The 15,928-nt window shown below is 62.2% G+C and carries 14 protein-coding genes; 2 read left to right on the forward strand and 12 right to left on the reverse strand.

What is annotated here, in order from left to right:
* Nucleotides 1-113 precede the first annotated feature (113 nt).
* Both RO009_15050 and RO009_15055 read right to left on the reverse strand, forming a co-directional pair.
* On the reverse strand, nt 114-2,174 hold the full coding sequence (locus RO009_15050) for a bifunctional aldolase/short-chain dehydrogenase (GenBank protein ID MDT3686351.1): 2,061 nt from the start codon (nt 2,172-2,174) through the stop codon (nt 114-116).
* Between the two features lie 222 nt (nt 2,175-2,396).
* The gene (locus RO009_15055) at nt 2,397-5,354 is read right to left on the reverse strand and encodes an Rne/Rng family ribonuclease (protein MDT3686352.1); all 2,958 of its coding nucleotides are present in this window, start codon (nt 5,352-5,354) and stop codon (nt 2,397-2,399) included.
* 797 nt (nt 5,355-6,151) lie between these two features.
* On the opposite strand from RO009_15055, the gene RO009_15060 reads away from it, so the two are divergent.
* Nucleotides 6,152-6,547 carry a DUF3597 domain-containing protein gene (locus tag RO009_15060; protein MDT3686353.1) on the forward strand — a complete coding sequence of 132 codons (396 nt, stop codon included), beginning with the start codon at nt 6,152-6,154 and terminating at the stop codon, nt 6,545-6,547.
* 57 nt (nt 6,548-6,604) lie between these two features.
* On the opposite strand, the gene RO009_15065 is transcribed toward RO009_15060, so the two are convergent.
* The 5 genes from RO009_15065 to RO009_15085 all read right to left on the reverse strand — a co-directional run bounded on the left by RO009_15065 (nt 6,605) and on the right by RO009_15085 (nt 10,338).
* A complete protein-coding gene (locus tag RO009_15065; protein ID MDT3686354.1) occupies nt 6,605-7,591 on the reverse strand; it encodes an HAD family hydrolase in 987 nt (328 codons plus the stop codon).
* 94 nt (nt 7,592-7,685) lie between these two features.
* Entirely contained in the window at nt 7,686-8,549 is an 864-nt protein-coding gene (locus tag RO009_15070; protein ID MDT3686355.1) for a DUF4344 domain-containing metallopeptidase, read from the reverse strand.
* A gap of 118 nt (nt 8,550-8,667) precedes the next feature.
* Nucleotides 8,668-9,711: a transporter gene (locus RO009_15075; GenBank protein ID MDT3686356.1), complete on the reverse strand. Its 1,044-nt coding sequence runs from the start codon at nt 9,709-9,711 to the stop codon at nt 8,668-8,670.
* Nucleotide 9,712: 1 nt separating this feature from the next.
* Nucleotides 9,713-9,943 (reverse strand): DUF3302 domain-containing protein, encoded by a 231-nt coding sequence (locus tag RO009_15080; GenBank protein ID MDT3686357.1) that lies wholly within the window; start codon nt 9,941-9,943, stop codon nt 9,713-9,715.
* On the reverse strand, nt 9,940-10,338 hold the full coding sequence (locus RO009_15085; protein MDT3686358.1) for a DUF1622 domain-containing protein: 399 nt from the start codon (nt 10,336-10,338) through the stop codon (nt 9,940-9,942). Before RO009_15085 ends, RO009_15080 begins: the two co-directional genes overlap by 4 nt.
* Nucleotides 10,339-10,537: 199 nt before the next feature.
* Between RO009_15085 and RO009_15090 the strand changes: the two genes are divergently transcribed.
* Nucleotides 10,538-10,759 carry a hypothetical protein gene (locus RO009_15090; protein MDT3686359.1) on the forward strand — a complete coding sequence of 74 codons (222 nt, stop codon included), beginning with the start codon at nt 10,538-10,540 and terminating at the stop codon, nt 10,757-10,759.
* Between the two features lie 67 nt (nt 10,760-10,826).
* Here the strand turns inward: RO009_15090 and RO009_15095 are convergent, their stop codons facing one another.
* From RO009_15095 to RO009_15115, 5 genes are all read right to left on the reverse strand, one after another.
* Nucleotides 10,827-12,368: an arylsulfatase gene (locus tag RO009_15095; GenBank protein MDT3686360.1), complete on the reverse strand. Its 1,542-nt coding sequence runs from the start codon at nt 12,366-12,368 to the stop codon at nt 10,827-10,829.
* Between the two features lie 115 nt (nt 12,369-12,483).
* Complete coding sequence (locus RO009_15100) at nt 12,484-14,025, reverse strand: arylsulfatase (protein ID MDT3686361.1); 1,542 nt, start codon at nt 14,023-14,025, stop codon at nt 12,484-12,486.
* A 137-nt stretch (nt 14,026-14,162) separates the two neighbouring features.
* Nucleotides 14,163-14,621, reverse strand: a complete 459-nt coding sequence (locus RO009_15105; protein ID MDT3686362.1) for a DUF202 domain-containing protein — start codon at nt 14,619-14,621, stop codon at nt 14,163-14,165.
* A gap of 79 nt (nt 14,622-14,700) precedes the next feature.
* Nucleotides 14,701-15,345: a hypothetical protein gene (locus RO009_15110; GenBank protein ID MDT3686363.1), complete on the reverse strand. Its 645-nt coding sequence runs from the start codon at nt 15,343-15,345 to the stop codon at nt 14,701-14,703.
* A gap of 51 nt (nt 15,346-15,396) precedes the next feature.
* Nucleotides 15,397-15,918 carry a hypothetical protein gene (locus RO009_15115; protein ID MDT3686364.1) on the reverse strand — a complete coding sequence of 174 codons (522 nt, stop codon included), beginning with the start codon at nt 15,916-15,918 and terminating at the stop codon, nt 15,397-15,399.
* Nucleotides 15,919-15,928 lie beyond the last annotated feature (10 nt).

The raw sequence follows: 15,928 nt of genomic DNA on the forward strand, positions 1-15,928 counted from the left end.
TAGGCACGCGCCGCAAAGCACAACAGAGGCGCAACTGGCACGAAAAATCTATTGTTGCGCCGACCGAGAGATCGGATGCAGCGCACAACACCGCCGCTGAGGAAAGAAAAACTCTACCGCAAAGCCGCGGCAATATTGCCGCCATCGACTGTCGTCACATCGGCGGTGGTCTTCAGCGCCAGCGCCTGATGGAGGAAGGCCTGCGCGACGTCTTCAGCGGTGACTTCGCGGGCGAGCAGGTTGCCGGACATATAATCCTTTTCCGTCAGTCCGCGCGCCTTCGAGCGCGAGGTGATCATCTCGTCGGTAAGCAGGCCCGAGCGCACGCGGTCGGCATTCACCGCATTGGCGCGGATGCCGTCGCTGCCATAGTCGAGCGCATATTGACGGACGAGGAAGAGGGTGGCGGCTTTCGGCAGGCCATAGGGACCGAAATTTGGCCCCGGATTGATCGCCTGTTTGGAGGTGTTGAACAGGAGGCACCCGCCGGTGCCCTGTGCCAGCATGATTTTCGTCGCCGCCTGCGCCACACGCTGATGGCCATAGAAGTTCAGTTCGAAGCTCTTGTGCAACACGGCTTCATCGACCTCGCCGATCCTGCCCTGCCAGGCGGCGCCGGCATTCGAGACGACGATGTCAACACCACCGAAATGTTCGACCACATTCTGAATAGCGCGTTTCACGGATGCGGGATCGGTCACGTCACAATGCACGGCGAGCGCGGCGCCGCCGATCGCCTTGGCCTTTTCCTTGGCCGCATGCTCGTCAAGATCGAGCAGGGCAACTTCGGCGCCCGCCGCGGCAAAAGCCTTGGCTGTGGCAAAACCGATCGCGCCGGCCGCACCTGTAATGACGGCAACTTGTCCGGCCAGCGGCGGCTCCTTCGCCGAACCGAGCTTGGCCTGTTCCAGCGACCAGTATTCGCAGTCGAACATGTCCTCTTCGGCGATCGGGGAGAAGGTGCCGATCGCTTCCGCATCGGTAATGCCTTCGACGGCGGCTTCGGCAAGGTCGGCGGCGATGCGCGCGTCCTTTTTCGTGCGGCCGAGCCCGAAGAGGCCCAGACCGGGCACGAGGATCACGCGCGGCAGCGGATCGAGCATGGTCTTTGTGCCGCCGACGCGTTCGTTATTGCGGTAAAAATAGACCTTGTAGTTTTCGATGAATTTGGTCGCGGCCTCATGGGCGGCGCGGCGGAATTCGTCGAGCTTGCCGTCTTCCGGCGCGGGCGCGATCATCGGCCAGTCCTTGGTGCGAATGGTGTGATCGGGGGTGATCACGCCGGCCTGGCTGTAGCGCGCAATGTCGGCGCCGTTGACGAAATTCAGGATGGCTTCGCTCGCGCGGAAATCGAGGATCAGCCGCCGCCAGGCGCCTTCGATCTTCTCGTCCTTGAGCGACGCCGCGCCGCGCAGGATCGGCGCAACGTCGGCAAGCGAGGCCGCGCGCTGCGGCAATTGCGCGGTGACGAAAACGGCCTTGCGGTTCTTCTGCAGCCGGTCTTCGGCGCGCGTGACCATCTCGATCATGCGCTCATAGGCCTCCTGCGCGCTTGCGCCGAAGGTGAAGATGCCGTGCTTGTCGAGGATCAGACCTTCGACCTTGAGATTTGTGTCGAATACGGCAGCGGCTTCCTTGGCAAGGCCGAAGCCGGGCATGATGTAGCGCACAAAGCCCATGCGGCTGTTGTAAATCTCCTCGCAGAGCTCGCGGCTGTTGGGCTGGTCGACAATGCCGAGCACGGCCGTGGAATGCGTGTGATCGACGAATTTGTGCGGCACGAAGGCGTGCAGCAGGGTTTCCACCGACGGGTTGGGCGCCATCGGATCGAGCAGGTTGGCGCGCTGGACTTTCACCATGTCCTCGTCGGACAGCGTGTCGAGATCGCGCAGCTTCTTGAGATTGTTAAGCCGCACCGCGGGCAGGCCGGCCGGCTCGATTGTGCCCATGTCCCAGCCTGAGCCCTTCACGCAGAGCACGTCGGTCTCTTCGCCCTGCAGGTCCTTCACGCGCGTCTTCACCGAGGTGTTGCCGCCGCCATGAAGCACCAGCCTGGGATCGCGGCCGAGCAGACGCGTGGTGTAGACGCGCAAGGCGAGGTCCTCGTTGATGCCCTTGCGCGCATAGTGATCGATGGCGGCCTTCGCGTCGGCGGCGACAAATGCACTTTTCATGCAACTCTCCTCGCGCGCCGATGCCACGGGGCGCGTCGCAATTCCAATATCAATCACCCGAAACCAGCGGGGCGGATTTGACATTCGCTCCCCGCTGGCCGCGAGTCATGTCAGCGAATGTCAAATCCAAAGCTCCACTAGGATTTTTTCTTTGCTGCTGGTCCCTCCAACATTTGCATAAGAACCCGCCGAAACGGGGATGCAAATTTTGGAATTGGACCGCTAGCCGCGTCTCGACCACCAGCCGAAGCGGCGCGGCTTTTCGGCCTGTCCGGCCTCGTCTGTCGCGGCCGGGGTTTCTGCAGGCGCTGGAGCCGGAGGCAGGGCAGAAGGCGTGTCGTCGGAGCCGCTGCTGAAGATTGGCGCCGGCTCGCGCACCGTCGAACGGCGGCGCGGCTTCTCCTCCGTTTCGGCAGCCGGCGGCGCACTCGTCACCGGTTCGGCCGGCGGGGCTTCGTAAGGCGGCTGCTCGTCGTTCACGGCCTCCTCATAGGGCCGGATTTCGCGCGGCTGCGCGTCAGCCTGGTAGGCGGGGCTTTCTGCCTGGCCCTCGCGTTCCACGGGCTGCGGATGGCCATTGCCGTTCTCGTCGCGGCCGCGGCGATTGCGGCGTCCGCCGCGGCGCCCGCGCCGCCGGCGGCGGCCTTCGCCGTCGCCACGCAACTCCCGGCCGTCCTCGTCGAGACCGGGCGCCTCGATCTCGCGGCCGTCATCCTCGACGGCATCCTCGCCATGCTCAACGCTGTGTTCGGCAACGGTCTCACGCGGTTCGCTGTCGCGCCCGCCGCGACCGCGCCGTCCGCGCCGGCGCCGGCGGCCTTTGCGTTCGCCACCGGGCTGCTCGGCATCCGCGGCCTCCGCTTCGCCTTCCGCCTCGACGGCTTCTTCCATTTCCTCTTCGAGAATCTCGTCTTCCTCTTCCTCCTCGGCATAGGGCATGACGCTGTCGGGCTTGACCGTGATCAGCGCCTTGGCCTGTTCGAGCGTCATCACCTGCTCGCCGCGGTCGATGGCGAATGGCGGATGGCCGGTGAGGGTGGGATCGGTCGTGACCGTGATGGCGACCCGGAAGCGCTCCTCCAGCGTGCGCAGATGCGCCCGCTTGTGATTGAGCACGTAGATAGCGACATCCGAGCGCGTCCGCGCGATGAGATTGTGTGTCGCGCCCTTGAGCAGAGTTTCCTCCAGCGAGCGCACGAGCTGTAGCGCGACCGAGGAGACCGACCGCACATGACCGGTGCCGCCGCAATGCGGGCAGATATCGGTCGAACTTTCCAGCATCGAGGAGCGGATGCGCTGGCGCGACATTTCGAGGAGACCGAAATGCGAGATGCGGCCTACCTGGATGCGGGCGCGGTCGCTCTTCAGTGCTTCCTTCAATTTGCGCTCGACCGCGCGATTGTTGCGGTTCTCGTCCATGTCGATGAAATCGATGACGATCAGGCCCGCAAGGTCGCGCAGACGAAGCTGCCGCGCAATTTCGGCGGCGGCTTCCGAATTGGTCTTGAGCGCCGTCTCCTCGATCGAATGCTCGCGCGTCGCGCGGCCCGAATTCACGTCGATCGCAACCAGCGCTTCCGCCTGGTTGATGACGATATAGCCGCCCGACTTGAGTTGCACCGTCGAGGAGAACATCGCATCAAGCTGCGGCTCGATGCCGTAGCGTGTGAAGATCGGCTGCGCATCGTGGTAGAGATGGACGTTCTTGGCATGACTCGGCATGAGCATGCGCATGAAGTCCTTGGCTTCACGATAGGCATTCTCGCCCTCGACGATGATGTCGTCGATGTCGCTGTGATAAAGGTCGCGGATTGAGCGCTTCACCAGCGAGCCTTCCTCGTAGACGAGGGTGGGGGCGGTGGATTTCAGCGTCAGGTCGCGCACATTCTCCCACAGCCGCAGCAGATACTCGAAGTCGCGCTTGATCTCGGTCTTGGTGCGGCTCGCGCCCGCCGTGCGCAGGATCACGCCCATGCCCTCCGGCACGTCGAGCCCCTCCGCTACCTCCTTCATCTTCTTGCGGTCTTCGGCGCTCGTCACCTTGCGGCTGATGCCGCCGCCGCGCGCGGTGTTGGGCATCAGCACGGAATAGCGGCCGGCGAGCGAGAGATAGGTGGTCAGCGCCGCGCCCTTGGTGCCACGCTCTTCCTTCACCACCTGTACCAGCATCACTTGGCGGCGCTTGATGACTTCCTGGATCTTGTAGTGGCGGCGATAGCGGGGCGCGCGCTCCTGCACTTCTTCCAGCGCGTCGCCGCCGACGGATTCAACGACCTCTTCTTCCTCTTCGTCGCCGTTCTCCTCCTCCTCGTCGTCGTCTTCGTCCTCGTCCTCGTCCTCGTCGTCGTCATCATCATCATCGTCGCCGTTTTCACCGCTGCCATTGCCGTTCTCTTCGGCCTTGGCGTCGACGTCGGCTTCGACATCGGCCGCGTCGGCGGAAGCTTCCACAGTCACGTCAGGCTGAGCGGACGTATCTTGGCTGGCTTCTTCAACGGGCAGCGGAACCTCTTCCGAAGTCGGAAGCGGTACGACAACGTCTTGCGCGGCTGCTGACTGCGCCAGCTCTTCGATAACGGATGTGGTTTCGTCCGCTAACGGCTGTTCGGGAGACGCTTCGCCGGCGGTCTCCTGAGATAACGGTGCGGTGTCTTCGCTTACAACGACAGCGTCGCTGTTGTCCTGCTGCGGATCAGCGAATGGATTGGGGATCGTCTCATGCGGCTGATCTTCGCCTGCAGGTTCAATGGCGGTTGTCGTCTCGTCCGTGAGCGGGGCGCTGCGCATGACGTCACGATGACGATTTCGGTCGGCACCACGACGACGATGCCGATGGCGTCCGCGCCGGCGTCCGCCGCGGCTTTCGCCATTGCCGTTCTCGTCGTCCTCGCGCGACAGGCGCTCTTCCTCGAGTAGCGCCTGACGGTCCGCGACCGGGATCTGGTAGTAATCCGGATGGATTTCCGAAAAGGCGAGAAAGCCGTGGCGGTTGCCGCCGTAATCGACGAAGGCCGCCTGCAGGGACGGCTCGACGCGGGTGACTTTCGCTAGGTAGATGTTGCCGCGCAGTTGTTTGCGCGACGCCGATTCAAAGTCGAATTCCTCGACACGATTGCCGCGCAGCACGACCACCCGGGTCTCCTCCGGATGGGTCGCATCGATAAGCATTTTGTTGGGCATAGAAAGGTCTCTCGGACCGCGCAGCTTGCGTCCATGACCGCAATGAATGCGGATTGCGACGCTGTGACGCGCGGCCGCTTGTCATGATTGAATGAGGGAAGGGAATTGCGTTCTGGCTGCTGGCGCGAACGGCAATACCGCGGCTTGCGCGGCGGCATTGTGCAAGCTTGAAAAGCCCCGATGGCGCGTATGCCATAAATTCAAAACCCGTGCGGGCGGCTGCAGCATCGAGGCGCAACCGCAGTTAGTCATTGCTCACGGCTCAGTCGAAACGACGCTCCTGAGAGCGCCGGGACCGGTCGTCCTTCGACTCAAAACTTAAATCCCGGGCATTGGCCGATCAGGTCGTCCGCCGCCTGCCCTTGCAGGGGGTCGGTACCGACCGTGGCGCCCGCCGCCTCTGCTGCCGGACCTCTCCGGAGCCTTCGTCGAGGCGGGCGTGCCGGATGCCCGAACGCGGTACAACCGGACCAGTAAACCGTCAGCACATCCTTATTAGGGGGCAGGGGCCGGAATGGCAACGGCCAAATCCGGCCCGCCTCCTGAACACTCAAGCTATTGTTACTGCGCGCTAAATCAAGAGGACACAGCCGCTCGCTGCAGCTTCGCTGGCGGCCTGCGCCCCGCCGCCAACATTAATGTGACGCGAATGTGAATCGCTTTGCCCCGATTTCCGACCCCGCGTCTCGAACATGTCCGCATCAGGGGGCTAAAGTCGGGCCGTCCTTGGAGCACCTGGTCGGTGAGAACTTGGGTTCGCAGGCGACACGCGAGTTGCATTCAATGTGGAGGCATTCATGAGCATTTTCGGGAAAATCATGTCGGCCATTTTCGGCTCCAGTGAAGCCAAGGCGGCGGGCGGTCAAGCGGCGGCTCCGGCCGAGGGGACGACAGGTGCCGGCGGCGCGGCCGCCGCCACCGCGGCGCCGATGGCGCAGGTCGATGTCGAGAAGGTCGTGTCCGAGATGGCTGCGAAGAAGAAAGAGAAGCTCGACTGGCGCAAATCGATCGTCGACCTGATGAAGGTCCTTGATCTCGATTCGGGTCTCGGAGCCCGCAAGGAACTCGCCAAGGAACTTGGCTATACGGGCGATATGAACGATTCTGCCAAGATGAATATCTGGCTGCACAAGCAGGTGATGAACAAGCTTGCGGCCAATGGCGGCAAGGTGCCGGCGGATCTGAGGGACTGATCGCGCAGCAGCCAACGCCGCCCCGCAAGGATTTGCGGGGCGGTTTTGTTTTGTCGCTCAGCGCGGCGCCGCGCCCACCGCGCCGCCGCCGCTGGTTGGCGGAAAGATCGTCTTCCAGTCGTTCTTCATGCTGATCAGCGGCCAGCCTTTCGACTTGGCCTCATCGAGGCCCTTGTCGAGCCGTCCGATCTGCGAATTGCGGTCATAGGCATATTCGCGCTCGGCGTCGTCGTGATGGACGTAGAGCGCAAGCCGCGCGCCGTCGCCGGCTGCCACATATTGCAGCATCTGCAGATCGCCGTCGGAATTGCCGAAGGCGATGATCGGGCGGCGGCCAATGAAGCGATGAATGCCGACCGGCTTGCCTGGCCCGTCGTCGATGAATTCAACTTTGGTTTCCTTTAGCAATTCGGGCTTGCCGTCCTTCAGTTCGAATTTCGTGACGCCGGAGGAGCCGACAACCTGTTCGGGCGGAATGCCGTAGACCTGTTCCGTCCAGGGCCGCATGAAATCGATTCCGCCGCCGGAGACGATGAAGGTCTTGAAGCCGTTGGCGCGCAGATATTGCATCACCTCAAGCATCGGCTGGTAGATCAGGTCGGTGTAGCGTCGGTGGAAGCGCGGATGCTTGGCGGTCGCCAGCCAGTCCTTCACCGAGGCCTCGAACTGTTCCGTGGTCATGCCGCCATGCGTTGCGGCGATCACCTCAAGCAATCCTTTTTCGCCGGCCGTCGCTGCCGTTTTCACGTCGCCTTCGAGCAGCGCCTTGAACGGCTGCTGCGTTTTCCATTCCGGATGCCGCGGGGCCATTGCGCGGATGCGGTCAAACGCAAACGCCATCTGGAAATAGAACGGCTGCTCGCACCACAGGGTGCCGTCATTGTCGAAAGCGGCGATGCGCGCTTCGGGCGGCACATAGCCCATATTGCCCTCGCGCGTGACGCGGGCAACAAAATCGATGATCGCTTTCTTCGTTGCGCCATCGTTCCATGAGGGCAGGGGATCGGTCTGCGCGAGGCTGATCCCCGGCGACATGCCGAACATGACGAGTGCCAGAAACAATAAATGGAGAATGCGTTGCATGAGCTTGTCTCCACGTTGATCCAGTCGTTTACGTTGCGCGTTCGCCGTCGGGCTCCTATCGCTTCGCCTTTGGCAGTTCCTTTTCGGATTCCGCGAGCCCCTGCGCCGGAGCGATCATGGTCGCCGCTGCAGGAGAATCGAAGTGGAACCAGGTCTTGGCCAGCACCTGTTGCCTGAGGGGCTGGTCGATATAGGGCGCGATCAGCGTCTCGAACGCGAATTCGTTGGTCCGGTACTCGTAGCGGCAGCGTTTGGCCCGGCCCTCGGGAAGCTTGCCGGTGGACGTGGCGTCGGCGAACAGCGCGGGATCCATCCCATAGGCCAGACACCAGCGATTGAAATAGCGCTGGGCTGGCAGGTCATGCGTGTCGGCGATCAGTCGCAATTCCGGGGCTTTGCTCTGCTCCTCCAGGGCCTCGTCGCCGGCGACGATCGACGCGCCGAGGATGAGCCGCCGTGCATCGGCTTTGCCGAAATGCAGCAGGATATAGGTCGCGATGTAGTCGGCGACTTCTTCCTCTCGGCCGAAGAAGGGAATGTCCAGCACCTCGACGAGCGCGTGGCCAAGCTCGTGCAGGAACACCTCGACCGTCGGGCCGATCATGACGTCGTGTGGTGTGAGGCCCTGAAGCACTCCCTTCGGCGTGTATTTCTGGATGTACTCGAAATATTCGTAGCAAACCTTGATTGCGTCTTCCCAGAAATACGCATTCGCCACGCCGTTGCATCCCTCAACCTTGAGCGTGATCCTTTCGGGCAGGCAGATGGGGCTGAGAAATTCCTGCAGGTGTTCGAGGAGACGGCGATTTTTCAGCATCGCCTGGAGTGGCAGATGCGCCGAATTTTTCGGCTCCACATACTGATAGTCGAACTGGCCGGTCTTGAGGCCCGTCTGTTGCTTCGCCCATGCGGGCGGCATGCACGATGGCGCCGGTGACGGCTGCGCGGAAGCGGGCACAACGTATGCAGCCAGTCCGATCAGGGCCGCCACCAACGAGACTCTCGATATGCAACACTTCGACATTCGGGCGCTCACCTCACTTGCGCATCATGGCGGACTGTGCCGGAGACTGCTTCTGCGCCGGCGAGAAGTTGAGTACGACCCAGAAGTTCCAGCCTTCCGGCCGGTTCTCGGCCTCGAATTCCCAGTAGCTTTTCACGTTCAGCAGACCCTGAATGTCAGTGCCGACCGGAAAGATATATCCGATCTGCGGTCCGATGCCGCCTACGCGCGACTTGAACGGGCCGAGCGTCGCGCCGGCGCCGCTGTCGCCGGTGATCTGTTGGTACCAGTAACCGACCGCGCCGACGAAGAACTGCTTGTTGAGGAATTGCGAAATGCCCCAGTCGGTATGCCAGTCGATGCCGTTCTTGTAGTCGATATGCGTGTTTTCGAAATTGTAGGTGAAGCCGGTGACGACGGAGAATTCATGTCCCTTCGTTGGATCGAAATAGGTGTAGCCGGCGCCACCATCCAGCGCCCAATGCCCAAACCCGAGATTGACCAGCCGATGGGCTTCGTAGGAACCAACCGGCAAATTTGTCATGCCGTAAACCATGTAATTGTGAACGCCATGATTCCACCGGAGCGACGGCCACAGCAGAACATCGCCGAAGGCGTCCAGCGACTGGCTGACGCTGCGCGACGTGGCAAAGCCGATCGGGCCCAGCGCGCCGGTGATGTTCGCGTTGACCTCCGCCTGTTGCCGGCCATAGGCGGCGATCAGGGCGATCGAGAACTGGCCGCCCAGGATCGGCTCCGCCGCCGTGTAGCTCGGGCCGCTGAGCACAAGATCGGCCTTCGCATCCATGGTGGCGTTCAGGCTGACGTTCAGATTTGCCGTCTGGTTGCCGAAGCGGATCGACCGTGAGGCTGCGACATTGCCGCCGGCCGACACGTCCGTGTGATAGTAAATCGTCGCCCAGCTCCAGCCCGCCGTCAGCGGCGCCGCGGCCAGACTTCCATACGCTCCGGGCAGCCAGAAACTGACGCCGCCCTGGTCGGCGGACGCGGGCGCACCGCTTGCTACCAGCATCATGAGTCCGAGAACACGTCCCAGCGTCCTGCTCTTGCGTCTCATACTATGCCCCCCTGTTGTTCGAATCGACTTCCTGGAAGTTTCCCTCAGAACGGATTGAGACAAAGCCGAAGAAGAATGTCACCCAGCCCGCTACGTTGACTCTCTGCGCGAAAGGATGATTGCGGCGCCTGACGATGATACCCGGCAGCATCGCCATGAAGACGATGACGAAGATCGTGCTCGCCGCCAGCACGATCAGGACGATCCCGGCGACGATGTCGAGGCCGGTCATGATGCCGTTCCCACGCTGCCGGATTTCGCGGGCTCGCGTTCGCGCTCCCGTTCGCGCATCTCGCCGATATCCTTTTCCAGGAAATAGTTGAGCAGCGTGCGGATGATCGCGATCACCGCGAGGCGCCCGACATCGTCCCACGTCGGCGCGATCGAGGTCTCGATGATGTCGGCACCGAGCTGAAAGGTGAGGGCGGCGACCAGCCAGCGTCCGAAGCGCAGCCAGACCGCGCGCTTTTCGTGGCCGTCCGGCTCGCCGAATATCAGCCTGAGGCCGCCGATGGCCGCCTCGATCGTGCCGATGATGACAATCAGCAGCGCGATCGCGTCGATGATCGTTGCCGCAAACTCGGTCGCGAGCGCCAGCCACCCCTTCATGAGTTCAAGCGTGGTCAAAGACTTTCCTCCGGTCGTTCACCGCGAGTTCCGATGGAACTTGCGAGCGTCGGGAGTTCCCGCGTGTCCCAAAAGACACGTCACCTCGAGATGAGAGGCATTTTCTCCTGCTGGTTGAGGCGTGCGGCGAAAAGTGTATTGGCCCGGCCGCGCCGAGGTGACAGCGTGATGACAGGGCGATTCTTATCTGGGGGAAGACTTGGCTTTCGATCCGATGCCGGCGGGCGGCAGTGGCCCGCATGGACCATTCTGCACGAGTTGCCGTGAGCCCATCGCCGAAGGGCAGCGCAGCATCCGCATCGACTTCGGCCACGATCCGCAGGGCCATCGCGGGCTGAGCGGGCTCTACCACGAGCGGTGCGGCCGGCCGTTTCAGTCGCTGGCGCACGCGCTGCACGTGCTGTCGTTCAGGCCGTTCTAGACGAAGCATTGTCTTGCGCCTCATGCAGTCGCGGGCGGCGAGGGCAATCCCGCCGCCCGAAGCAGCATCAGCCTCCGCCGGCCGTCTCTCTCATTTTCTCGATCGCCTCGTCAATCGTGAAGCTGTTCGGCTTCTGTATTGGCGGGAAGTCCTTGAAGGTTTCCGCGAATTTTGCCGCGATCATGTTGATCGTGAAGACGATGTAGTCGCGGCGGAGGAACCACTCCCAGTAGGTGTTCGACGTGATTTCGGCGAACTCATACGGATCGGTCCGCAGGTTGTAGAGCTTGGGAAGCCGCAGCCGCGTGAACGGCTCCGCCCACACCTGGAGCGTGCCCTTGCATCGCTGCTCCATGAACACAACCTTCCAGTTGTCGTAACGCAGCGCGATGATGTCGCCGTCGTCGCTGATATAGACGAACAGCTTGCGTGGACTCTCCTTCTCCTGTCCGGTGAGGTAGGGAAGCAGATTGTAGCCGTCGATGTGGTTCTTGTAGGTGCGGCCGCAGGCCTGATAGCCCTTCTTCGCCTTCTCCACGATGTCCGGCTCGCCGGCGGCTGCAAGGAAAGTCGGGAACCAGTCATGGTGCTGAACGATCTCCGTCGAGGTCTGCCCCGGCCTGATCTTGCCCGGCCAGCGCACGATCATCGGTATGCGGAACGCGCCTTCCCAGTTGGTATTCTTCTCCGAACGGAACGGCGTCATGCCGCCGTCCGGCCAGGTGTTGCGGTGGGGCCCGTTGTCCGTTGAATACTGCACGAATGTATTTTCGCTTATGCCGAGCTCGTCGAGCAGATCGAGCATCTGCCCCACATTCTTGTCGTGATCGACCATCGTGTCATGATAGGGCGACTGCCAGCGGCCGGCCTGGCCGAGGCTTTCCTTCTTGGTGTGCGTGTAAAGGTGCATGTGGGTGGTGTTGAGCCACACGAACCACGGCTTGCCGTCGGCCTCGGCGCGCTTGATGAAATCCTTGGCCGCCGCAACGAACTCGTCGTCGCAGGTTTCCATGCGCTTGCGCGTCAACGGGCCGGTATCCTCGATCTTCTGCCTGCCGACCTTGCCCCAGCGGGGCTCGACCGTTGCGTCGTCCTTGTCGGTCGCCCAGGAATGAATGACGCCGCGCGGTCCATAATTCTTGCGATAGTTTGGATAGTCCTTTTCCGGCGGGTAGTCGTACATCTCCGGCTCTTCCTCGGCGTTCAGGTGATAGAGATTGCCGAAGAACTCGTCGAAGCCGTGATTGGTCGGCAGCATGTGGTTGAGATCGCCGAGATGGTTCTTGCCGAACTGCCCGGTGGCATAGCCCTGGTTTTTCAGGGCGCCGGCAATTGTGAGAGCCTTCTCGGTCATCCCGATCGGGGCGCCGGGGAAGCCCACTTTTGAGAGGCCGGTCCGCAGGACGCTCTGCCCCGTGATGAAGGACGAACGGCCGGCGGTGCAGGATTGCTCACCGTAACTGTCGATAAACATCATGCCTTCCCTGGCGAGACGGTCGATGTTCGGCGTCCGGTAGCCCATGAGTCCGTGCGAGTAGCAGCTCAAGTTCGAGATACCGATATCGTCGCCCCAGATGACGAGGATGTTGGGCTTTCCGCTTTTGGCCATTGTCAATTCTCCCTACTGCTTCCGGGACTATGGTTGCTTGGGTTCACATATTTGCCTCTGCGATGATCGTTGGAGAGCGGACGGCGGGATCGCTCCCGCCGCCCGAAACGACGCATTACCTGCTGCCGCCCGTCGCACCCTCACGCAGCTTTTCCAGCACCTGGTCCACGCCGAAGGAACCAGCGGCTTGGCTCGGCGGGAACTCCTTGAACGTCGCCAGGAACTCGCCGACGATGTGCTGCGCGGGTACGCAGATAAAGGCATGGTCGAACCACCAGTCGTAGTATGTGTTCGATGTTATATCCGCGCGCTCATACGGATCGGTCCGCAGATTGAAGAGCTTGGGAAACCGTAGCGTCGTGAACGGCTCACCCCAGATCTTCAACGTCCCCGTAGCGCGCTGCTCCGAGAAGACGAACTTCCAGTTGTCATAGCGCAAGCCGACCAGATCGGAGTCGTCATTGAAGTAGAAGAACTCCTTGCGCGGACTCTCCTTCGTCTGGCCGGTCAGCAGCGGCAGCAGGTTGTAGCCGTCGAGATGCACCTTGAAGGTCGCATCGCCGACCTTCATGCCCTTGAGCAGCTTCTCCTTCACGTCGGGAATTCCGGCCGCGGCCAGCAGCGTCGGCGCCCAGTCGAGGTGCGCCACGATCTCGTTGCAGATGGTTCCGGCCTTGATGTGGCCAGGCCACCTGACCATGCAGGGGACGCGGAAGGCGCCTTCCCAGTTCGAATTCTTCTCGTTGCGGAAGGGCGTCATCGCGCCGTCCGGCCAGGTGTTCATATGCGGACCGTTGTCGGTGGAATACATGACGATCGTGTCGTCCGTCATGCCCAGGTCGTCCAGCGCCTTGAGCACCGTGCCGACGTTCTTGTCGTGGTCGATCATGGTGTCGTGGTAGGGGCTCTGCCAGCGGCCGGCCTGCCCGATGCTCTCGGGTTTGGTGTGCGTGCGCAGGTGCATGTGGGTGAAGTTCACCCAGAGGAAGACGGGCTTGTCGGCGGCCTTCTGCCGCTTCAGAAAGTCCACCGCTCGCTCGGCGAAGTCGTCGTCGCAGGTTTCCATCCGCTTCTTGGTCAGCGGGCCGGTGTCCTTGATTGTCTGCTTGCCGATCTTGCCGAAGCGCGGATCCACCGTCGGGTCATCTACGTCAGTCGCTTTGCAATCCAGGACACCGCGTGGTCCGTAGTTCGCAAAGAAGTTCGGGAAGTCCTTCGATTTCGGGTAGTCCGGCAGTTCGGGTTCCTCGGAGGCGTTCAGGTGGTAGAGGGCGCCATAGAACTCGTCGAAGCCGTGGACGGTCGGAAGGTGCTCGTTTCGGTCGCCGAGGTGGTTCTTGCCGAACTGGGCCGTGGCGTAGCCCTGTGCCTTGAGCAACTGGGCGATGGTCACATCGCGGGCCTGCAGGCCCTGCGCGGCGCCTGGCATGCCTACCTTGGTGTTGCCCGTGCGGAATCCGCACTGTCCGGTAATGAACGAAGAGCGACCGGCTGTGCAGCTCTGCTCCGCGTATGAGTCGGTGAATCGTATTCCTTCGCTGGCGATGCGGTCGATGTTTGGGGTTCGGTAGCCCATCAGCCCGTCCGAATAGGCACTGATGTTGCTCTGGCCGATGTCGTCGCCCCAGATGATCACGATGTTTGGCTTCTTGCTCATTTTAGTCCTCCGGTTGGCATCAAGTCGTTTCGTGCGAGTCGTGCGGGTCTCTGCGCGAGTTGGTCGCAACGCGTTTCTTCTTTTGCGGAACTTCCCTTGTTGACATCGGCCGCCTCCTGGATCTGCCGTCCGTGGGTTCACCCGAACGGGCCGACCTCGAACAGCATGCTGACGATGGCGAAGATGCCGATCGCCAGCAGAATGATCGCCGTCAGCAACGTGAGTGAAACCGGGAATTTGCTTTCGCCATGCACCAGCCCCCCGGTGATCATGGTTTTTCTCTGCTCGCGCAGGTGCAGCATGAACTGAAGATGATAGGCGATGCCGCCGATCAGCATCACGATGCCGAGCGCAACCAGCGCCACGCCGAAGTTTCGTGGCGCCGCCGCGTGAGCCAGCGTCCCGGCATCCTTCAGCTTCTCGAAGAACTGGAAGATTGTGAAGCCGAAACCGATCAGCGACAGCGAGGTACGGATCACCGACATCAGCGTGCGGTCCGCGCTCATGCGCGTGCGCTGGAATGACATGCCGGTGCGGCGGGATGACAGCTCGACCGACACGTCGTCTGGTGGTGATTTTGCGGCGACAGTGTTCATCCTTCCGGCCCTTTTGAGACAGTGCGCTGACTGCACAGTGCATCGATTGCGATTCTCTGATCAGTAATGCAACGCAGGATCAGAGCAGAAGACTCGCGACAGATTTCCAGATTTCATCGAGGGGGAATGCCAGCAGAACCACCGGCACAAATGGCAGCAGGATTGCCGCCGCAAGCATGATCAGGTCCTTGATGCCCACCGGCACGAAGCGGATGGCGTGAACGTTCGCCACAACCGCATAGAGATCGTTGACGGCGGAGAAATCCGGATTCTCCAGCAGGCTGCCGCGATCGGCTTGCGGCGCCCCGAGCCATTTGTGCTCGAAGGCATGCCCGGCTTCGTCGGCAAGGGCGCCATAGGCGAGCGCACCCCGCCGCCATACGCGCGTCAGCGTCGGCGTAAATACCAGGAGCGGGGCGAGGAACAGCGCCATGAGGCTCAACATCAGGCCAAAGTTGAAGGCGAGTTGCGGCGTTGGCAGTCCGCTGCCGGACAACACCATGTAAGCGGAGCGGCCGGCGGCGACGGCCGCGAGGGCCATCGCAACAGGAGCGAAGGCGCGCAGGGACTGTCCAAGGAAGCCGAGCCCTGCGCAGTGGTCAGGGTGTGACGCCACCAGCCGCAGGTCGAACGTTGAGATCAGCCAGAGCAGCCGCGTCCACACGGCCAGTCGCCACAGCCAGCCGAAGATGAGAACCAGCAGCAACGGCAGGCTGACCAGCATGTGCCACCAGCCGGCGGGAGACAGAAACGGCGTGATGCCGGCCGATACGGCCTAGGCCGGCAAGTCTTCACGCTGATACGAGAGGATCGTCGCCAGCACGATCAGGTAGGCACACACGAATGTGGCGACTTCCGTGCTTCGCGATTGCAGAAGAATGCGCGTGGACGACAGCGCATCCGTGAACCGGCTCTGGTCGTTCGGGCGCACCATGCCGCTTTCGGCGAAGTGCCGCGTTATTGTGTTGATCTGCGGGACACACCACGCTTCCGCCAGCACCAGCAATGGCACGGCGGCGAGATAGCGCGCGTGCACGCCGACCTGGACGAGAAGGGGCGTAACGTGGTCCGCATGCAGCCACAGGCTTTGCGCGATCGCGAACAGGAAAAGCGGCAACCATGCGACCAGGGCGAGCAGCAGGGCGCGCCGTCCGATGTTGAGCGCGTGCGGCTTGGCCAGGCCGAGCCATTGCTGCACCGCCAGCGGCGGCGCCTGTTCGAACAGGGCGGCGTTGTCGCTGCCGCTCATCGGCTGGCTTCTGCCGTCGGTCGTGGAATATGCGAGGGTGGCTGACATCTTTCGACCC

Origin of the sequence: Pseudorhodoplanes sp., from assembly GCA_032027085.1 — a bacterium.
GTDB lineage: Bacteria > Pseudomonadota > Alphaproteobacteria > Rhizobiales > Xanthobacteraceae > Pseudorhodoplanes.